Source organism: Streptomyces sp. NPDC107538 (assembly GCF_055657445.1).
Genome location: NZ_JBVKAY010000003.1, coordinates 839,693 through 857,629, shown reverse-complemented (window position 1 = coordinate 857,629; position 17,937 = coordinate 839,693). Strand labels below are relative to the sequence as shown.

Annotated in this window: 19 protein-coding genes; 5 read left to right on the top strand and 14 right to left on the bottom strand. The window is 70.4% G+C overall.

Annotated features, from left to right (window positions below; all coding sequences use genetic code 11):
• The first annotated feature begins 96 nt into the window (after positions 1–96).
• Positions 97–1,848 carry a threonine/serine exporter family protein gene (locus ACZ7MG_RS14305; RefSeq protein ID WP_471390495.1) on the top strand — a complete coding sequence of 584 codons (1,752 nt, stop codon included), beginning with the start codon at positions 97–99 and terminating at the stop codon, positions 1,846–1,848.
• Between the two features lie 140 nt (positions 1,849–1,988).
• Here the strand turns inward: ACZ7MG_RS14305 and ACZ7MG_RS14300 are convergent, their stop codons facing one another.
• The 3 genes from ACZ7MG_RS14300 to ACZ7MG_RS14290 all read right to left on the bottom strand — a co-directional run bounded on the left by ACZ7MG_RS14300 (position 1,989) and on the right by ACZ7MG_RS14290 (position 6,069).
• The gene (locus ACZ7MG_RS14300) at positions 1,989–2,945 is read right to left on the bottom strand and encodes a DedA family protein (RefSeq protein WP_471390492.1); all 957 of its coding nucleotides are present in this window, start codon (positions 2,943–2,945) and stop codon (positions 1,989–1,991) included.
• 139 nt (positions 2,946–3,084) lie between these two features.
• Complete coding sequence (locus ACZ7MG_RS14295; RefSeq protein WP_471390490.1) at positions 3,085–3,846, bottom strand: MerR family transcriptional regulator; 762 nt, start codon at positions 3,844–3,846, stop codon at positions 3,085–3,087.
• 237 nt (positions 3,847–4,083) lie between these two features.
• Complete coding sequence (locus ACZ7MG_RS14290; protein WP_471390487.1) at positions 4,084–6,069, bottom strand: helix-turn-helix domain-containing protein; 1,986 nt, start codon at positions 6,067–6,069, stop codon at positions 4,084–4,086.
• A 218-nt stretch (positions 6,070–6,287) separates the two neighbouring features.
• Here ACZ7MG_RS14290 and ACZ7MG_RS14285 point away from each other — a divergent pair, with 218 nt between their 5' ends.
• Positions 6,288–7,727: a glutamate decarboxylase gene (locus tag ACZ7MG_RS14285; protein ID WP_471390484.1), complete on the top strand. Its 1,440-nt coding sequence runs from the start codon at positions 6,288–6,290 to the stop codon at positions 7,725–7,727.
• 118 nt (positions 7,728–7,845) lie between these two features.
• On the opposite strand, the gene ACZ7MG_RS14280 is transcribed toward ACZ7MG_RS14285, so the two are convergent.
• The 6 genes from ACZ7MG_RS14280 to ACZ7MG_RS14255 form a co-directional block, all read right to left on the bottom strand.
• Positions 7,846–8,643 carry an ABC transporter permease gene (locus tag ACZ7MG_RS14280; RefSeq protein WP_471390483.1) on the bottom strand — a complete coding sequence of 266 codons (798 nt, stop codon included), beginning with the start codon at positions 8,641–8,643 and terminating at the stop codon, positions 7,846–7,848.
• Positions 8,640–9,644, bottom strand: a complete 1,005-nt coding sequence (locus ACZ7MG_RS14275) for an ATP-binding cassette domain-containing protein (protein ID WP_471390480.1) — start codon at positions 9,642–9,644, stop codon at positions 8,640–8,642. The genes ACZ7MG_RS14280 and ACZ7MG_RS14275 overlap by 4 nt, the downstream gene beginning before the upstream one ends.
• A gap of 92 nt (positions 9,645–9,736) precedes the next feature.
• Positions 9,737–10,378, bottom strand: a complete 642-nt coding sequence (locus tag ACZ7MG_RS14270) for a PadR family transcriptional regulator (protein WP_471390477.1) — start codon at positions 10,376–10,378, stop codon at positions 9,737–9,739.
• Between the two features lie 25 nt (positions 10,379–10,403).
• Positions 10,404–10,952, bottom strand: coding sequence for a DinB family protein (locus tag ACZ7MG_RS14265; protein ID WP_471390474.1), 549 nt, complete (start codon positions 10,950–10,952; stop codon positions 10,404–10,406).
• Positions 10,953–11,271: 319 nt separating this feature from the next.
• The gene (locus ACZ7MG_RS14260; protein WP_471390472.1) at positions 11,272–12,741 is read right to left on the bottom strand and encodes an aldehyde dehydrogenase family protein; all 1,470 of its coding nucleotides are present in this window, start codon (positions 12,739–12,741) and stop codon (positions 11,272–11,274) included.
• A 121-nt stretch (positions 12,742–12,862) separates the two neighbouring features.
• Positions 12,863–13,687: a helix-turn-helix domain-containing protein gene (locus ACZ7MG_RS14255; RefSeq protein ID WP_471390469.1), complete on the bottom strand. Its 825-nt coding sequence runs from the start codon at positions 13,685–13,687 to the stop codon at positions 12,863–12,865.
• A 342-nt stretch (positions 13,688–14,029) separates the two neighbouring features.
• On the opposite strand from ACZ7MG_RS14255, the gene ACZ7MG_RS14250 reads away from it, so the two are divergent.
• Entirely contained in the window at positions 14,030–14,548 is a 519-nt protein-coding gene (locus tag ACZ7MG_RS14250) for an ATP-binding protein (RefSeq protein WP_471390466.1), read from the top strand.
• Positions 14,549–14,647: 99 nt separating this feature from the next.
• Here the strand turns inward: ACZ7MG_RS14250 and ACZ7MG_RS14245 are convergent, their stop codons facing one another.
• The 5 genes from ACZ7MG_RS14245 to rpmG form a co-directional block, all read right to left on the bottom strand.
• On the bottom strand, positions 14,648–14,914 hold the full coding sequence (locus ACZ7MG_RS14245) for a DUF397 domain-containing protein (protein WP_336541493.1): 267 nt from the start codon (positions 14,912–14,914) through the stop codon (positions 14,648–14,650).
• A 232-nt stretch (positions 14,915–15,146) separates the two neighbouring features.
• The gene (gene rpsR / locus ACZ7MG_RS14240; RefSeq protein ID WP_471390462.1) at positions 15,147–15,380 is read right to left on the bottom strand and encodes a 30S ribosomal protein S18; all 234 of its coding nucleotides are present in this window, start codon (positions 15,378–15,380) and stop codon (positions 15,147–15,149) included.
• Between the two features lie 6 nt (positions 15,381–15,386).
• Complete coding sequence (locus ACZ7MG_RS14235) at positions 15,387–16,637, bottom strand: CobW family GTP-binding protein (RefSeq protein WP_471390459.1); 1,251 nt, start codon at positions 16,635–16,637, stop codon at positions 15,387–15,389.
• Positions 16,638–16,642: 5 nt separating this feature from the next.
• Entirely contained in the window at positions 16,643–16,975 is a 333-nt protein-coding gene (locus tag ACZ7MG_RS14230) for a type B 50S ribosomal protein L31 (RefSeq protein WP_471390456.1), read from the bottom strand.
• A 5-nt stretch (positions 16,976–16,980) separates the two neighbouring features.
• Positions 16,981–17,145 (bottom strand): 50S ribosomal protein L33, encoded by a 165-nt coding sequence (gene rpmG, locus ACZ7MG_RS14225; protein ID WP_326579422.1) that lies wholly within the window; start codon positions 17,143–17,145, stop codon positions 16,981–16,983.
• Positions 17,146–17,206: 61 nt separating this feature from the next.
• Here rpmG and rpmB point away from each other — a divergent pair, with 61 nt between their 5' ends.
• Both rpmB and rpsN read left to right on the top strand, forming a co-directional pair.
• Positions 17,207–17,443 (top strand): 50S ribosomal protein L28, encoded by a 237-nt coding sequence (rpmB, locus tag ACZ7MG_RS14220; RefSeq protein ID WP_028796437.1) that lies wholly within the window; start codon positions 17,207–17,209, stop codon positions 17,441–17,443.
• Positions 17,443–17,748: a 30S ribosomal protein S14 gene (gene rpsN / locus ACZ7MG_RS14215; protein WP_471390452.1), complete on the top strand. Its 306-nt coding sequence runs from the start codon at positions 17,443–17,445 to the stop codon at positions 17,746–17,748. Before rpmB ends, rpsN begins: the two co-directional genes overlap by 1 nt.
• Positions 17,749–17,937 lie beyond the last annotated feature (189 nt).

Sequence of the window (17,937 nt, the reverse complement as noted above, 5' to 3'; positions counted from 1 at the left end):
CGGCTGTTGACGCGAACGGGCCGTGTGTCCCCTTGAGGGGTGCGCGGCCCGTTCGCGTACCAGTGCGTGTCGGTGCGCATACTGAGGCGTATCGAGATGTCGTACAGGGAGCGCGGCGGAGTGGCAGTGACGGAGCCCGGGAGCGACGGGCCGGAGGAGGACCGTAAGCCGGTGTCGGACGAGGCGGGCGGCGTGTTCGTGCCGGTGGGATTCGCCCTGGGGATCGACGGCGACGCGTCGGTGACCTCGGAGTTCGCGATCCCGGCCGGGCTGGACATGCCGGCCGCGGCGGCGGAGTCCGAGGCGCAGACGACCTCGGAGTTCGCCCTGCCGGAGGGGCTGGCGCCGCCCGAGCCGGTGGTGGCGGAGCAGGAGGGGTCCGCGTTCAGCGTGCCGCGGACCTACAGCGCGCGGCACGCGCCGGCCGCGTTCACGCCCGCCAGCGGGATTCCGGCCGTCAGTCTGACCAAGGACGTGCCCTGGCAGGACCGGATGCGCACGATGCTGCGGATGCCGGTGGCGGAGCGGCCCGCGCCGGAGCCGCCGGCGCGCGCGGAGGGCGACACGGGGCCCGCGGTGCCCCGTGTGCTCGACCTCACGCTGCGGATCGGGGAACTGCTGCTCGCGGGCGGCGAGGGCGCGGAGGACGTGGAGGCGGCGATGTTCGCCGTGTGCCGGTCCTACGGCCTCGACCGCTGCGAGCCGACGGTGACCTTCACCCAGTTGTCGGTCACCTATCAGCCGTCGCTGGTGGACGACCCGGTCACGGCGTCCCGGATCGTCCGGCGCCGGGCCACCGACTACACCCGGCTCGCGGCCGTCTTCCATCTGGTGGACGACCTCAGCGACCCGGAGAGCGCGATCTCGCTGGAGGAGGCCTACCGGCGGCTCGCGGAGATGCGGCGCAACCGGCACCCGTACCCCGGCTGGGCGCTGACCGTGGCCAGCGGGCTGCTGGCGGGCGCGGCGTCCGTGCTGGTCGGTGGTGGGGTCGTCGTCTTCGTCGCCGCCGCGCTGGGCGCGATGCTCGGTGACCGGCTGGCCTGGCTGTGCTCGGGGCGGGGGCTGCCGGAGTTCTACCAGTTCCTGGTGGCGGCGATGCCCCCGGCGGCGATCGGGGTGGCGCTGACCGTGACGCACGTGGACGTGGAGGCGTCCGCCGTGATCACCGGTGGGCTCTTCGCGCTGCTGCCCGGACGGGCGCTGGTGGCCGGGGTGCAGGACGGGCTGACCGGCTTCTACATCACCGCCTCCGCGCGGCTCCTGGAGGTCATGTACCTCTTCGTGGGCATCGTGGTGGGGGTGCTGCTGGTCCTGTACTTCGGCGTGAAGCTGGGGGCCGAGCTGAACCCGGACGCGGCGCTCGGCAGCGCGGACCGGCCGCTGTTGCAGCTCGGGGCGTCGATGCTGTTGTCGCTGACCTTCGCGGTGCTGCTCCAGCAGGAACGATCCACCGTGCTCGCGGTGACCCTCAACGGGGGTGTGGCGTGGGCCGTCTACGGGGCGATGCACGACGCGGGCCGGATCTCGCCGGTCGCCTCCACGGCGGTGGCGGCCGGTCTGGTGGGGCTGTTCGGGCAGCTGCTGTCGCGGTACCGGTTCGCCTCCGCGCTGCCGTACACCACCGCGGCGATCGGGCCGCTGCTGCCCGGGTCGGCCACGTATTTCGGGCTGTTGGGGTTCGCGCAGAACGATGTGGACGCGGGGTTGGTGTCGCTGACGAAGGCGGCGGCGTTGGCGATGGCCATCGCGATCGGGGTGAACCTGGGGTCGGAGTTGTTCCGGTTGTTCCTGCCGGGGGCCGCGCGGGTCGGGCGTAAGGCCGCGAAGAGGACGCGGGGGTTCTGAGCGCCTGACAGCTCGGGGACCACTGAGTGTTGGCGACTGCGGGCTCGGTGGGGCTTCTCGCGCAGTTCCCCGCGCCCCTTAAAAGCAAAAGACCACCCGCGCCCCCAGGTGACAGGAGCGCGGGTGGGTGAGCAGCCCGGTCAGTACTGCGGGTAGTCCTGGCCCTGGTAGCCCTGTTGGTTGGTGTTGTGGGGGTACTGGTTGCCCTGGTTCTGGGGGTACTGCTGGGCGTACGGCTGCTGTTGGGGCTGCTGCTGGTAGCCGTAGTCGTCCTGGTAGCCCTGCTGGCCCTGCTGGGGATAGCCCTGCTGGTTGCCGTAGCCCTGGTTGTCGTAACCCTGGTTGCCATAGCCCTGGTTGGGGTCGTACGGCTGCTGCTGGGGGTCGGTGGGGGGGATGCGGCGGAGCTGGGTCGTGGCGTCGTCCATGACCGGCGGGGCGGCGGCCGGGGTCTGCTGCTGGGGCTCGGGCTGGTTCTTCTTCGCCTTCCTCGCCTTGAGGAGTTCGATGATGATCGGCAGCACCGAGATGAAGACGATGAGCAGGAGCATCGCCTCGATGTTGGTCCTGACGAACTCGATCTTGCCGAGCCAGGAGCCGAGGAGGGTGACGCCCGCGCCCCAGAGGACGGCACCGACGACGTTGAAGACGAGGAACGTGCGGTACCGCATGCCGCTGACGCCCGCGATGATCGGCGTGAACGTCCGCACGATGGGCACGAAGCGGGCCAGGACCAGCGACTTGGGGCCGTGCTTCTCGAAGAACTCGTGGGCCTTGGTGACGTTCTCCTGCTTGAAGAAGCGGGAGTCGGGCCGGCTGAAGAGCGACGGGCCGACCTTCTTGCCGAACATGTAGCCCACCTGGTCGCCCAGGATCGCGGAGACGCAGATCAGGACGATGGCCGCCCAGAGCGGGAAGTCCAGCACATCGGTGGCGATCAGCATGCCCGCCGTGAACAGCAGCGAGTCACCGGGCAGGAAGAACCCGAAGAACAGGCCGGACTCGGCGAACACGATCAGGAGCAGGCCCCAGATGCCGAACGAGTTGAGCAGATAGTCCGGATCCAGCCAACTCGGTCCGAGGGCGATCGTCTGCACGGTTCCGGGCTCCTGGGGGGTGAGGGAGAGTGTGGGCGACCCATAGGGGTGACCAAAGCTATCAACGCACGGTCACCCCACTAGGTTCCACCGGTTCCTCCAGGGTGCCCTGTGGCCGCACTGAGACCAAGCTGTGTGGTCAGGGGCGCCGCCGGGCCGCGTTCGCGTTGATCGCGTCCCGGAGGTGTTCGGCGAGACCGGGGCGCATGGCGTCGTAGAAGGCCTTGAAGCGCTCGTCGGAGACGTACATCTCGCCGAGGCCCTGGTGCATCTCGTACGGGCAGTCGTAGAACCAGGTGCCGATGTGCCGCCGGTGCTCCTCGGCCATGTCCATGGCCGCCTCGCCGGTCGGCTCCTCGCCGGCGGCCATCAGGGCGTCGTAGCGCGCGCCCCAGTCGGCCACCTCGTCCTGCATCCGCTTCCAGTCCTCCTTGGTGTACGTGGCGGTGCGACGCTGCGACTCGGCGTACGCGTCGGTGCCGCCCCAGCGCTGTTCCGCCTCCTCGGCGTACCGCTCGGGGTCCTTGTCGCCGAAGACCTCGAACCGTTCCTCGGGGGTGAGGTTGATGCCCATCTTGCGTGCCTCCATGGCGTGCTCCACGGCCGCGGCCATCTTCTGCAGCTTCTCGATCCGGGCGGTCAGCAGGTCGTGCTGGCGGCGCAGATGCGCCCGCGGGTCCGCGTCCGGGTCGTCGAGCAGGGTCGCGACCTCGTCGAGGGGGAAGCCGAGTTCCCGGTAGAACAGGATCTGCTGGAGCCGGTCGAGGTCGTCGTCGCCGTAGCGGCGGTGACCCGCGTGGGTGCGCTCGCTCGGTACGAGCAGGCCGATCTCGTCGTAGTGGTGCAGCGTGCGCACCGTGATGCCGGCGAAGCCCGCCACCTGTCCCACGGTGTGGCCCATGCCTCCGCTCCCTTCCCTTTTCCGGTACGTGGTCCAGGCTGGGGCCTCACGTGGCGTGAGGTGCAAGGCCTTTGTGGTGCGGCCCTCCCCGGTCGCACGCGTCCCACTGTGCACAACGCGAAGCCGGGGCGCGTGGACTGTGCACTTGTGCGATGGCCGGTCGGTGGAGATCTCCCTACGGTGGGGCCGTGGACGAGACGCTCGGCCCGGCACGGGGGTGCGGGTCAGGCGTTTCGCTCAGCCCGTGCGGGGGCGGGGCGGCTGGGTCAGGGCCGGGCGGCCCAGCAGGACGTGCAGGGCGAGGGCGATGTCGGCGACGGTCACCACGTCGGTGTCGGTGATACCGACCATCTTGGTGGAGAAGTCCATGCCGAGCAGGGTGGCGGCGTCCCGGGTGTGGTTGCGGACGGTGGCCTCGGAGAGGCCCAGGGCGCGGGCGGTCTCCTTGGTGCCGAGGTTGTTCTCCAGCCAGGTGCAGAGCGTCTCGACGAGGTCGCGCTGATCGGCCCGGACGGGGCGCAGCCGCTCCTCCGCCCAGGCCGTGGGGCCGCCGTCCGCGACTCCGGCGGCCATCAGCGCGGCGAAGTCGGGTGGCTCGGGCGGGGTGAACGCCTGGGTCGGCTCGGGGGCTTCGGTGGGCTCGGGTGGGTCGGGGAGGGCGAGGATGTCGAGGGCGAGGAGGGTCAGGACGCGGTCGTTGGCCGAGCCGCGCAGGTCGAGGGAGAGGATCCTTCCCGCTCGGTCGAGGCGCTGGGTGATGGTGTTGCGGTGGACGCCGAGGCCGCCGGCGGCTTCCGTGTGCTTGAAGCTGAGGGCGGTCGGGAGGGTCTCCAGCAGCAGCTTCCGCTCGTCGCCCCGGCCCGGGAAGTCGTCCAGGAGCGGGGCCATCAGGGCCGCCGCCCAGGCCTTCGCCTGCCGCCTGGGGAGCAGGGGGGCGAACTTGGCCCTGGCGCCGCCCAGCCTGACGCGGTGCGGTGTCCCCGCCGCGTCGCCGACCGCCGTCAGCGCCTCCAGATAGCCGACGGCCGTCTCCGCGAGCGGGTGCGGCCGGCTCTGACCCATCAGATGGCCTCGGCGGGCCGCGATCATCTCCTTGAGGACCGTCTCCACGCGGTCGCTCTCCCGGACGGGGTCGAGGACGAGGATGTGCTTCGGCTTGCCCGGGCAGGCGGACACGATGGCCTGTTCGGCGAGGGCCCGCTCGCACCAGCTGAGGGTGGCCTCGCGCTCCTGCGGGCCCGTGTCGACGACGAAGACCCGGGCCGTGTCGGTGTCCAGCAGGGCCTGGGCGGCGCCCGTGTAGACGACCTGCGCCAGCACCGTCTCGCCCCGCATGAGCAGCTGGAACGCGGCATGCCGCACCGCCCGCGGGGTCTCCGTCCTGACCTGGTGCTCCCGCCGCGCCTGATCACACAGCCCGAGCAACTTCGCCGCGTGCTGAATCAGCGCCGCGCCCGCGCTGTCGAAGGGGGTACGGGAGGTGACGGCGAGGCGGGGCTCATCGGCCGGGTGCGGGGAGCCGGGTGATCCTGGGGAGCCCGGGGAGCCGTGTGATCCCGGGGTGGCGTGTGATCCCGGGGAGATGGAGACGATCCGGGTGTGCAGGGGGGAGTTCAGCGGCGAGGGGGTGGGGGTGGCCAGGACGCCTCGGTGGGGGGAGGTGATGAGGACCTCGGCGTTCAGGGCCTCGGAGAGCCAGGTGGTGATGCGGTGGGTCGCTGTGGGGTCGGCGAGGCGGGTCGGGAGGCGGTTGAGGAGGCCGTCGAGGTGGGCGCCCTGGCGTTCGGCGTACTCGGCGCGGCGTAGCCGGAGGTACTCGTTGACGTCGTTCCAGGCGGCGGGCTCGGCGGAGGTCGTCAGCAGGGGCAGTTCCAGGCGGTTCGCGGCGGCGAGGGTGCCCTCGGGGAGGGGGTGGAGGTCGTGGCCGGGGGTGGCGAGCACGAGGCCGGCCGCCTTGCGCCGGTCCAGGAGGCGGAGCAGGTGGTCGAGGGTCCGGACGGCGGTCGGGGACATGCGGGGCCCGTCCAGGGTGGCCAGGAACAGGGTGCCGCTCTCGATGGGGGTGTCGGCGGACGGGACACCGGGCGTGGGCGGCAGCTCGGACAGGGGCCGGGCGACGACCCCGGTGACCCGGGTCGCTCCGTGGCGGGGCGCGTGGCCCGGTTGCAGGAACCGCAGGCGCAGCGGCGGACGGTCGTTGATCAAGTAGTCAAGGGTGGGCACCCTCGCCGTCCCTCCCCGGTCACCGCGCGCGGTCCACCGGACGCTCAACTCCACCTGCCGTGTTCGTTCTTGTCGCACCCGGTGTGCGTCACGTGGTGCGCCTTCGGCAGGGTAATCGACCGGGGATATGAAGAACACATCATCCTCATGCGCCGCTCGCGCCCCTCGGGTACACGTGTGAGGTGCGCGCCCCCGGCGGCCGACCTACCGTCGAAGACATGCCACTGCACCGATGGGACAGCGACGCCCCGCAGGACGCCGGGCGCGACCGGAACGGCGGGCACCGGCTCGCCGTGAACCCCTTCTACGGCCAGGCCAACCCGGTCGGCGACATGACCGAGGCCCCGCCCAAGCACCGGCTCCCGGACGCGCCGCTGGCCCCTTCCACGGCGTACCAGGTCGTGCACGACGAACTCATGCTGGACGGCAACTCGCGGCTGAACCTCGCCACCTTCGTCACCACCTGGATGGAGCCCGAGGCCGGGGTCCTGATGGCGGAGTGCCGGGACAAGAACATGATCGACAAGGACGAGTACCCGCGGACCGCCGAGCTGGAGCGGCGGTGCGTGGCGATCCTCGCCGATCTGTGGAACGCGCCGGATCCGGCCGCCGCCGTCGGCTGCTCGACCACCGGGTCCAGCGAGGCCTGCATGCTCGCCGGGATGGCCCTCAAGCGGCGGTGGGCGCAGCGGAACGCCGACCGGTATCCGTCAGGCGGTGCGCGGCCCAACCTGGTCATGGGGGTCAACGTCCAGGTCTGCTGGGAGAAGTTCTGCAACTTCTGGGAGGTGGAGGCCCGGCAGGTGCCGATGGAGGGCGACCGGTTCCATCTCGACCCGGCGGCCGCCGCGGCGCTCTGCGACGAGAACACCATCGGGGTCGTGGGGGTGCTCGGGTCGACCTTCGACGGGTCGTACGAGCCGATCGCGGAGCTGTGCGCGGCCCTCGACGGGCTGCAGGAGCGTACGGGGCTGGATGTGCCCGTGCATGTCGACGGCGCGTCCGGCGCCATGGTCGCGCCCTTCCTCGACGAGGAGCTGGTGTGGGACTTCCGGCTGCCTCGGGTGTCGTCGATCAACACCTCCGGGCACAAGTACGGGCTGGTGTACCCCGGGGTGGGCTGGGCGCTGTGGCGGTCCGCGGCGGAGCTGCCGGAGGAACTGGTGTTCCGGGTGAACTATCTGGGCGGGGACATGCCGACGTTCGCGTTGAACTTCTCCCGGCCCGGGGCGCAGGTCGTGGCGCAGTACTACACGTTCCTGCGGCTCGGGAGGGAGGGGTACCGGGCGGTGCAGCAGTCGACGCGGGACGTGGCGATCGGGCTCGCGGAGGAGGTGGGGAAGCTCGGGGACTTCCGGATGCTGACGCGGGGGGACGAGTTGCCGGTGTTCGCGTTCACCACGGAGGAGGGGGTGACCGCGTACGACGTGTTCGATGTGGCTCGGCGGATGCGGGAGAGGGGGTGGCTGGTGCCGGCGTACACCTTCCCGGAGAACCGGGAGGATCTGTCGGTGCTGCGGGTGGTGTGCCGGAACGGGTTCACGTCTGATCTCGCGGGGTTGTTTCTGGAGGATCTGGGGCGGTTGTTGCCTGAGCTTCGGCGGCAGTCCGGGCCGGCGGTTCGGGACAAGGGGGCGGCTACCGGGTTTCACCACTAGGGGGTGTGTTCGGGGCGGTTGGGGTGGGGGGGATGTGCGGGTGCGGTGGGGGCTTGTCGCGCAGTTCCCCGCGCCCCTGAAAAGGCGGGGCTGCGCCCCTGCCTTTCCAAGGTCGCGGTTACCTGCTCAGGCGGGCGAATCTGCGCACTGCCAACGGGAAGAAGATCGCCAGGAGGGCTACGGGCCACACGACGGCCGTCCACAGGTGGTCCGCCTCGGCTCCCGGGGTGCCGAAGAGGGCGCGTACGGCCGTGGCCGTGTGGGACATCGGGTTCCATTCGACGACCGTGCCGAGCCAGGCCGGCATGGAGTCGGGGGTGGCGAGGGCGTTGGAGAGGAAGCCGATCGGCCAGACGAGGATCTGTACGGCGGTGAGGAGTTCGGGTTTGCCCGCGACCATCGCGAGGTGGATGCCGATCCAGAGCATCGCGAAGCGGAAGAGGAGCAACAGGGCCACCGCGCCCAGGAACGCGGCCGGGCCCGCGTGTGCGCGCCAGCCGAGCGCGGACGCCACGGCGAGCAGGACGGCCAGGCCCACCGCCGACTGGAGCATGTCCGCGACCGAACGGCCCACCAGGACCGCGCCGTTGGCCATCGGCATCGAGCGGAAGCGGTCGATCACCCCTTTGTTGAGGTCCTGGGTGACGGCGAGCATCGTGCCCTCCAGGCCGAAGGCCATGGTGAGCGCGAGCATGCCGGGGACCAGGTAGTCGAGGTACTCGCCGGTCACCCCGCGGCCGCCGCCGATCAGATAGCCGAACATCAGCAGCAGCATCACGGGGAAGACCAGCCCCACCAGCATCTGCACCGGCTGCCGTGCCCAGTGGGCGAGTTCGCGGCGGGTCATGGTCCAGGAGTCGGTGAGGGCGTGTGCGCCCGCTCCCGGATGCGTGGTCGTCGGTGTCGTCGCGGTCATGCTCGTGCGGCCTCCTTCGTACGGTCGTCCCCGGTCGTCCCGTCGTCCCCGGTCGTGCTGTCGTCTCCGGTGAGGTGGAGGAACACCTCGTCCAGGGTCGGGCGGCGCAGGGCGATGTCCTCGGCCTCGATGCCGGCGTCGGCGAGCGTGCGGACGACGGCGGTGAGGGCCGTCATGCGGTCGGCGACCGGGGCGCTGAGGCGGCGGCGGTCGGTGTCGACCGTGATGTCGTCCTTGGGGACCGGCAACAGGGCGACGGCCGCGCCCAGTTGGCCCGCGTCGCGCAGGACGACGTCGATACGGTCGCCGCCGGTCAGGCGCTTGAGCTCGTCCGCCGTGCCGTCGGCGACGACCCGGCCGCCGTCGACCACCGAGATACGGTCGGCGAGCTGGTCGGCCTCGTCCAGGTACTGGGTGGTGAGGAGCACGGTCGTACCGCCGCCGACCAGGGAGCGGACGGAGTCCCAGACCTCCGTGCGGCCGCGCGGGTCGAGGCCGGTGGTCGGCTCGTCCAGGAACAGCACCTCCGGTTCGGTGATGAGGGACGCGGCGAGGTCGAGGCGGCGCCGCATCCCGCCGCTGTACTGCTTGACGGCCTTGCGGCCGGTGTCGGCGAGGCCGAACCGGGCCAGGAGTTCGTCGGCCCGCACGCGCGCGGGGCGGGCGCCCAGGTGGTAGAGGCGGCCGAACATCTCCAGGTTCTGCCGGCCGCCGAGTTCCTCGTCGAGCGCGGCGTGCTGGCCCAGCAGGCCGATGCGGAAGCGCACCTCACGCGCGCGTGCCACCACGTCGTGCCCCGCCACCTCGACCCGGCCCGCGTCGGGTCGCAGCAGGGTGGCCAGGATCCTCACCAGAGTGGTCTTGCCCGCGCCGTTCGGCCCGAGGACCCCGTGCACGGTGCCGCGCGCCACCTGGAGGTCGAGCCCGTCCAGGGCCACCTTGCCGCCCTTGCCGCCGTATTTCTTGCGGGCCCCTTCGACAGTGATCGCCTGATCGGCCATGGAGATCCCCTCATGAGTCGAGCACTCATTAGTCAAACTTGACTACCCCGAAGAACGAAAGTAGCGCCTCCCAGCCGGATGGTCAAACTTGATTAGCGGTCGTCCTCGGGATGCCGCTGTCCCGACGCGTACGGGTTCTCCTGACCCTCCGCCAGGACGCCGACGAACGGTTCGCCCTCCCCCGCGAAGGTGTAGGCGCCGCCGCGGACCCGCTCGATGAGGCCGCGGGTCCACTCGGCGCCCGAGTCGGCGGAGTGGACCCAGAAGTTCATGATCTCGCCGATGTGGCCGAGCTGGGCGGGGCCGTCCTCGGGGATGTAGTACTCGGTGACGGCCCTGCGCCACTTCTCGATGGACCGCACCCGCTCCTCCAGGAGTCCGAGCACCTCCTCCCGGCCGAGGTCGACCATGCAGCCGAGCCCGGCGGAGAGGACGTCCGGCTGCTGGTCGTAGGCCGTGAGGGACTCGCGCACCAGCCTGAGGTACTCCTCGGTGCCCTTCTCCGTGATCTCGTACTCCGTGCGGGGCGGCCCGCCGGCCGTGGAGGGAGCGATCTCGTGCGCGAGCAGCAGTCCCTGTTTCGCCATCTGCTTCAGGGCGTGGTAGATCGAGCCGGGCTTGGCGTTGGACCACTCGTGCGCGCCCCAGTACTCCAGGTCGTTGCGCACCTGGTAGCCGTGGGCCCGCCCGTGCTGGCGCACCGCGCCGAGCACGAGAAGACGGATCGCTGACATGGGCCCAGCGTAGAACCACGTGGGGTCACCCCCCGCTCGTACCCTGTGCCTTCGCCACCAGTTCGAAGGCGGTGGCGCCGTCCAGCGACTCGCGGATGACGTCGGCGTGGCCGGCGTGCCGGGCGGTCTCGCGGATGAGGTGCAGGCCCAGCCAGCGCAGGGAGACCCGCTCGCCCGACGGGAACCACGGCATGTCCGGCAGCCCGAAGGTGTCGTCGAGGCTGGGCGCCGTGCGCAGGAAGGCCTCCGTCTCGGCGGCGATCTTCTCCCAGTACGCGAGCTGGGACTCGACGGTCTCGTCGCCGACCAGGACGAAACACTCGTGCCAGTTCGACGGGTCCCGCTTCACGGCCGGCTCCTCGCCCTTGGCCATGGCCACCCACCACTGCTCGGTCTCGGCCACGTGCTTGACGAGTCCGGCGAGGGAGAGGTCGCTGGCGCTCGGCTTGCCCGACGCCTGCTCGTCGGTGAGTCCGAGCACCGAGCGGCGGAGGCCGCCGCGCTGTTCCGCCAGGAAGGCGAGGAGCGCTCCGCGCTCGTCGAGCGTGTCCTCCGCGCGCACGTGCATGACCATGTCCGGCTGCCTCTCGTCGGGCCGGGGGCTCTTGGGCGAGCCCCTCTGACACCGACGAAGCTACGGACCCTTGCGGTCAGGTTCTGTCCGCAAGGGGGCGCCTAGTAGCTCGGGGGTGCGGGTTCGTCGGCGGGTGCGGGTGATGCGTGGTTGCTCGCGCAGTTCCCCGCGCCCCTTAAGGGCCTACGGCCCTTTCGGGCCGAAAAGGCAGGGGCGCAGCCCCGCCTTTTCAGGGGCGCGGGGAACTGCGCGAGAAGCCCCACGCACCCGCACCCGCGAAACCGACCCGCACCCCCGAGCTATGACGCGCCCAGCGGCCCTAGAAGGGGAAGAAGCTGCGCTTGTGCTGGACGGAGATCCACTTCTGGGTGGTGAAGGCGTCGACCGTGGTCTCGCCGTTGAGGCGGCCGATTCCGGAGTGCTTCTCGCCGCCGAAGGGGACGAGCGGCTCGTCGTGGACGGTGCCGTCGTTGACGTGGAACATGCCGGTGTCGATCTGCTTGGCGAACGCGACGCCCCGCTCGATGTCACCGGTGTGCACGGCGCCGCTAAGGCCGTACGGGGTGTCGTTGACGATGCGGACGGCCTCCTCCTCGCCGTCGAAGGGGATGAGGAAGGCGACGGGACCGAAGACCTCCTGGCGCAGGAGCGCGGAGTCGGCGGGGACGTCGGTGAGGACGGACGGCGAGACCAGGTTGTCGGTCGTGGTGCCGTGCACGAGTGCCGTGGCGCCCTCGGCGAGGGCCTGCTCGACGACGGCCTTGAGGGAGTCCGCCTGGGAGGAGTTGATGACGGGGCCGATGACCGTGGTCGGGTCGCTCGGGTCGCCGACCTTCAGGGTCTTCACCTTGGCCACGAACTTCTCGGTGAACTCGGCCTGGACCGAGCGGTCGACCAGGACGCGGTTGGCGGCCATGCAGACCTGGCCCTGGTGGACGTAGCGGGAGAAGACGGCCGCGTCGACGGCGTAGTCGAGGTCCGCGTCGTCCAGGACCACCAGCGCGCTGTTGCCGCCCAGTTCGAGGATGGTGCGCTTGAAGTTCGCGGCGGCGACGGTGGCGACATGACGGCCGACCTTGTCGGAGCCGGTGAAGGAGATCAGCTTGGGGATCGGGTGCTCGATGAAGGCGTCGCCGATCTCGGCGATGTCGGTGACGACGACGTTGAGCAGCCCGCCGGGCAGGCCGGCCTCCTCGAAGACCTTCGCGACCAGGGTGCCGCCGGCGATGGGGGTGTTCTGGTGCGGCTTCAGCACGACGCCGTTGCCGAGGGCGAGGGCCGGGGCGACCGACTTGAGGGAGAGCAGGAACGGGAAGTTGAAGGGGCTGATGACGCCCACGACACCGACCGGTACGCGGTAGAGGCGGTTCTCCTTGCCGTCGATCGGCGACGGAAGGATTCTGCCCTCGGGGCGCAGCGCGAGCTGAATCGATTCGCGCAGGAACTCCTTGGCGAGGTGCAGTTCGAACCCGGCCTTCAGGTGCGTGCCGCCCAGCTCGGCGATGATCACCTCGGTGATCTCCTGCTCGCGCTCCTCGATGACCTTGAGGGCCTTCTCGAAGACCGCGCGACGCGCGTAGGCGTTGACCTCGGCCCATTCCTTCTGGGCCGCCTGGGCCGCCTTGTAGGCCTCGTCCACTTCGTCGACCGTGGCGATGGTGATCGACGCGAGCTTGGCGTCGTCGTACGGGTTGAAGTCGATGATGTCCCAGGAGCCTGAGCCCGGGCGCCACTCGCCACCGATGTACTGCTGCGCCAGGTCGGTGAAGTAGGACGAGTTGGACGACATGTGATCCTCAATCAGTCGGCGTCGATCAAGATTGATCACTCGTCATCGTACTTGTGGGTAAAGGGAGTTGGAGAGCAACTCGGGAGACTCTGTGAAGACTCTCAGGGAATCCGGAAACGGCTCAGGAGAGCTGGAGCAGGCCCCGCAGCAGGTCGCGGCTCTCGGCCGGGGAGGGGCTGTCGTCCTGGAGCTGTCCGATCGCCCGCTCGTACTGGGCGATGTCCTCGCGCTTGTCCAGATAGAGCGCGCTGGTGAGCTGTTCGAGATAGACGACGTCGGTGAGGTCGGACTCGGGGAAGCTCAACACGGTGAAGGCGCCGCTCTCGCCGGAGTGGCCGCCGAAGCCGAACGGCATGACCTGGAGCCGGACGTTCGGGCGCTCCGAGATCTCGATCAGATGCTGGAGCTGACCCCGCATCACCTCGCGGTCGCCGTACGGCCGGCGCAGCGCGGCCTCGTCGAGGACGCAGTGGAACTCCGGGGCGCTCTCGGCGACCAGGTACTTCTGGCGCTCCATGCGCAGCGCCACCCGCTTGTCGATCTCGGCCTCGCTCGCGCCCTTCATGCCCCGGGCGACCACCGCGTGGGCGTACGCCTCGGTCTGCAACAGGCCGTGCACGAACTGGACTTCGTAGCTGCGGATGAGGTGGGCCGCCGCTTCGAGGCCGACATAGGTGGGGAACCAGCTCGGCAGGACGTCCGAGTAGCTGTGCCACCAGCCGGCGACATTGGCCTCCTTGGCCAGGGAGAGCAGTGAGGTGCGCTCGGTCTCGTCGGTGACGCCGTAGAGGGTCAACAGGTCCTCCACGTCACGGGTCTTGAAGCTGACCCGGCCGAGTTCCATCCGGCTGATCTTCGACTCCGAGGAGCGGATGGAGTACCCGGCCTTCTCCCGGGTGATCCCCTGCGACTCGCGCAACCGCCTGAGATGCGAGCCCAGCAGCATCCGCCTCACCACCGACCCACTCGATTCACCGGCGCCCACGTTCGTCCAGCCTCCCCAACTTCTTCAAGGGCCGCAGTCTGCCACTAAACCACTCCGATCCGCACTCGTCCGGTTACAGAAATGGAAAGTCTTCAACATCTGAGACGGACGAGGCTAGGGAGTACACGAAGGAGGGGGCAGAAGAAATGTTGAGCAAGCGGTATGGGGAGGTCCATTTCGGGCGCGTGCACGTGCATCTGCCCTTGCATCTGCTGTACGCATCAGAAACCATGGTCCCGCGCCACCGCTGCATCGCAACGACCGCTGCATCGCAACGACCGCGAACTCCCGGGAGTGCCTCGCATGGGGACGAATGGATCGACCATGCTCGAACCCTTACGGCAGGGACTTCCGCCACTTGATCCCGCGACCGTGTCCAACGCCGCGTCCTGCGCGCTGCCGCCCCGCTACGAAGCGGTGCGCGAGGCGCGGCAGTTCACCCGGGGCACGCTCGGCCAGTGGAAGCTGGACGACCGCTTCGACGACGTCTGCCTCGTGGTCTCGGAACTCGTCACCAACGCCCTGCGGCACGGCCTGCCCACGTCCGACGGACGGCGTCCGGCCCAGGACCCGCCCGTACGGCTGCACTTGATGCGGTGGACCGAGCGGCTGGTGTGCGCGGTGCGCGATCCCAGTCACGACAGTCCGGTCGCGGGCGACTCCGAGGACTTCTCGGCGGAGTCGGGGCGCGGGCTGTTCCTGGTCGACTCGTTCGCCGACAGCTGGGGCTGGCATCCGCTGGGCGGGGCGCTCAGCGGCAAGGTCGTATGGGCGCTGTTCCAGGTGCCCTCGGGACCGGGCCTGTCGTCCGCCCATCGATGAACCGCGGCGCTTTTCGGCGCCGCGGTTCTACGCGTGTCACATCGCCGGGCCCCGCCGACTCCCCGCCGCCGGGCGGGGGTTGGCCGGGACCACCGGGGGTCACCCGACCAGGTGGTCGAACTCGCCGTCCTTGATGCCCAGGAGCATCGCCTCGATCTCGGCGCGGGTGTAGACGAGCGCCGGGCCGTCGGGGAAGCGGGAGTTGCGCACCGCCACCTCACCGCCGGGCAGCCGGGCGAACTCCACGCAGTTGCCCTGCGAGTTGCTGTGCCGGCTCTTCTGCCAGGCCACCGCGTGGAGCCGGTTCAGCTCCGTCGCGGCCATGCCGTTGTACACGTCATCCACGCCGTACACGTCGTGGTCCACAGGTCGCTCCCCGGGGTGGTGCAGTGATGCGCTCGGTGCGCATGGGCACTGGTGTGGCCAGTGATGCCAGTAATGCCAGTGATGCAACAGTCAACTGCCCCGGATCATAGCTTTGTTCATGTGCTGATGCATGAGCGGATGCACGTGGCAGATGCACGTGCACGCGGTGTGTTTCCGCGGTTACCGCACCGGTGAGACGTACGGCGGGGTGATCCCGTTCCCTCCGGGGCCGTCAGCGGGTGACGTACGGCAGGAGGGCCATCTCGCGGGCGTTCTTGACGGCCCGGGCGAGCTGCCGCTGCTGCTGGGCGGTGACGCGGGTGACGCGGCGGCTGCGGATCTTGCCCCGGTCGGAGATGAACCGTCGTAGCAGGTCGGTGTCCTTGTAGTCGATGTACGTGATCTTCGCCTGGTCCAGCGGGTTGGGGCGGGACTTGGCGGGCTTGCGCTCCGGCTTGCGGGGCATGGCGGTTCAGACCTCCAGGAAGGTGTCGAAGGGGCGCGGCAGCCGTTCCCAGGCGGCGCGGCCCGCGGCGTACTCGGCGTCGGTGAGCAGGCAGGACTCCAGGAGCCGTTCGAGTCCGTCGCGGTCCAGGCCCGGGGAGGTGAAGACCAGGTGCTGGCAGCGGTCGCCGTGCTCCGGGTGCCAGTCGAGGGCGGCGGCGGCCCGGCGGACCGGGGGGACCAGGTCCCAGGCGGCGTCCGGGAGCGAGGCGAGCCAGGGGCCGGCCGACTCCACGCACAGGGCGCCGCCGGCGGCGTCCCAGTGCAGCAGGGTGTCGGGGCGTTCGGCCAGCCAGAACCTGCCGCGGCTGCGGGCGGCCGCGCAGCAGAGGTCTTCGAGGGCGGCGTAGAGGCGTTCCGGGTGGAAGGGGCGGTGGCGGTGCCAGACGAGGGTGGTGACGCCGTGTTCGTCGGCGTCGGTGGGGAGGAGGGCGGAGGCGGGGTGTTGGGCGGCTGCGGCGGCTTCCACGTCGAAGCCGGTGAAGGCTGCGGCGAGCAGGGCCGGGGAGCGCCGTGGGTGGTACTGGACGCTGCCGGGTGCGGGTGCGTTGTGGCTGGTCGCGCAGTTCCCCGCGCCCCTTTCGGGGCCTGCGGCCACCTCGGGGGCACGGCCCCGGTCGTCTATGGGTACCTGCTGGGCCGTCGGGTGGAGTTGCGCCAGGAGGGCCCGGTCCTCGTCGTCCGCTTCCGGGTAGTCCAGTACGGCAAGGATCGGGGCGTATTCGAGTTGGCGGGCGAAGGTGTCGGCGACCGTGCGTTGGTCGGTGGGGGCGGCGGCGAGGCCTCGGTCGGCGAGGTCGTCGCCGTTGCCGAGGCAGGGCAGGAGGAGGGCGGGGTCGACGGCCGTGATCACCGAGGTGAGGCGGAGACCGCTCGCCGCGATCACCTCGGCCATCGCCTTCGGTTCGACCGAGTCCCAGAGCTCGACGACGGCGAGGCGGGTCAGGCCCGCGTCGGCGAAGCGCTCCAGCTCGGGGACGAGGTCCTCACGCAGCGCGCAGCAGGCGCAGTCGTTGACGAGCGGGGTCTCGCCGGTGGAGATGAGACCCGCGGCGTCCCGGACGGTCCGGACGACCTTGGCGTCCGGACCGTCGCCGGCGGTGGAGAGGTCGTGGTGCAGCGCGACGCTGCCCGGGACCCCGGCGAGCAGCGCCTCGACGGCGGCCCGCCGGGCGTCGGCGTGCAGACCGCCGACGATCGCGACAGACAGCTGGGTCACGTCGGTCAGCCCCGCTTCTCGCTGGTCTCGCCGGCCTTGTCGGCCTGACTGGCCTTGCCGGCCTCACTGGCCTTGCTCGCCCTGCCGGCGCCGTAGCGCTTCTCGAACTTCTCGACGCGGCCCGCCGTGTCCAGGACGCGGGCGGTGCCGGTGTAGAAGGGGTGGCTGACGTTCGAGATCTCGACGTCGATCACGGGGTAGGTGTTGCCGTCCTCCCACTCGATCGTCTTCCCGTTCGCCCTCTCGCTCGTCATCGTCGAGCGGGTCAGGAAGGCGTGGTTGGCGGCGCGGTCCCGGAAGACGACGGGTCCGTACGACGGGTGGATGTCCTTCTTCATCGCGGTCAGCGCTCCTCTCGGAAGTCGACGTGGCGGCCGGCCCTCGGGTCGAACTTGCGCAGCGTCAGCCGGTCCGGGTCGTTCCGGCGGTTCTTGCGGGTGACGTAGGTGTAGCCGGTGCCGGCCGTGGACCGGAGTTTGATGACCGGGCGGAGTTCGTTGCGTGCCATGCTGCTATGTTACTGAAAATGAATTCCATTTGCATCACCTGATCGAGAGAGGTGCATCACCTTGTCCGCCCACTGCATGCTGACCGGAGCCCGGCCCGGCTTCGGCAACCGCATCTCGCACTCCCACCGGCGTACGTCCCGGCGCTTCGACCCGAACATCCAGTCGAAGCGCTACTGGCTGCCCAGCGAGAACCGTCATGTGCGGCTCCGGCTGAGCACGAAGGGGATCAAGACCGTGGACGTCATCGGCGTCGAGGCCGCGGTCGCGCGGATCCGCGCCCGGGGGGTGCGGGTCTGATGGCGAAGAAGAGCAAGATCGCGAAGAACGAGAAGCGGCGGGAGATCGTCGCGCGGTACGCCGAGCGGCGGGCCGAGCTGAAGGAGATCATCCGGCGGCCGTCCGCCACGGAGGCCGAACGCGAGGCCGCCGAGCGGGAGTTGCGCGCCCAGCCGCGTGACGCCAGCGCGACCCGGGTCCGCAACCGGGACCAGGTGGACGGGCGGCCCCGGGGGTACTTCCGGACGTTCGGACTGTCCCGGGTGAGTCTGCGGGAGCAGGCGCACGCCGGGTTTCTGCCGGGGGTGCGTAAGTCGTCCTGGTAGGGGTGGGCAGGGGGTGGGGCGCCCCGGTCGTCCTCCGTCCTCCGTCGTCCGTCGTCCGCGCGGGTCCTCACAGTTCCTCACAGTTCCCGGCCGTCTGTCGCAGGGCCGTGGCTGGTAGCTTGCCGGTGTCCGCGCGGCGACCGGATCCGGCCACAGCTTTGGGAGACCTCCAGTGACTACGGCGATGAC

Bases quoted from the DNA above. Each gene is read 5' to 3' on its own strand.
- ACZ7MG_RS14255 (WP_471390469.1), bottom strand. From the start codon at position 13,687: ATGCTGCTGGGCTCGCATCTCAGGCGGTTGCGCGAGTCGCAGGGGATC.
- ACZ7MG_RS14280 (WP_471390483.1), bottom strand. From the start codon at position 8,643: ATGACCGCGACGACACCGACGACCACGCATCCGGGAGCGGGCGCACAC.
- rpmG (WP_326579422.1), bottom strand. From the start codon at position 17,145: ATGGCACGCAACGAACTCCGCCCGGTCATCAAACTCCGGTCCACGGCC.
- ACZ7MG_RS14275 (WP_471390480.1), bottom strand. From the start codon at position 9,644: ATGGCCGATCAGGCGATCACTGTCGAAGGGGCCCGCAAGAAATACGGC.
- ACZ7MG_RS14285 (WP_471390484.1), top strand. From the start codon at position 6,288: ATGCCACTGCACCGATGGGACAGCGACGCCCCGCAGGACGCCGGGCGC.
- ACZ7MG_RS14250 (WP_471390466.1), top strand. From the start codon at position 14,030: ATGGGGACGAATGGATCGACCATGCTCGAACCCTTACGGCAGGGACTT.
- ACZ7MG_RS14260 (WP_471390472.1), bottom strand. From the start codon at position 12,741: ATGTCGTCCAACTCGTCCTACTTCACCGACCTGGCGCAGCAGTACATC.
- rpsR (WP_471390462.1), bottom strand. From the start codon at position 15,380: ATGCCCCGCAAGCCGGAGCGCAAGCCCGCCAAGTCCCGCCCCAACCCG.
- ACZ7MG_RS14305 (WP_471390495.1), top strand. From the start codon at position 97: ATGTCGTACAGGGAGCGCGGCGGAGTGGCAGTGACGGAGCCCGGGAGC.
- ACZ7MG_RS14265 (WP_471390474.1), bottom strand. From the start codon at position 10,952: ATGGTCATGCACGTGCGCGCGGAGGACACGCTCGACGAGCGCGGAGCG.
- ACZ7MG_RS14270 (WP_471390477.1), bottom strand. From the start codon at position 10,378: ATGTCAGCGATCCGTCTTCTCGTGCTCGGCGCGGTGCGCCAGCACGGG.
- ACZ7MG_RS14295 (WP_471390490.1), bottom strand. From the start codon at position 3,846: ATGGGCCACACCGTGGGACAGGTGGCGGGCTTCGCCGGCATCACGGTG.
- rpsN (WP_471390452.1), top strand. From the start codon at position 17,443: ATGGCGAAGAAGAGCAAGATCGCGAAGAACGAGAAGCGGCGGGAGATC.
- ACZ7MG_RS14230 (WP_471390456.1), bottom strand. From the start codon at position 16,975: ATGAAGAAGGACATCCACCCGTCGTACGGACCCGTCGTCTTCCGGGAC.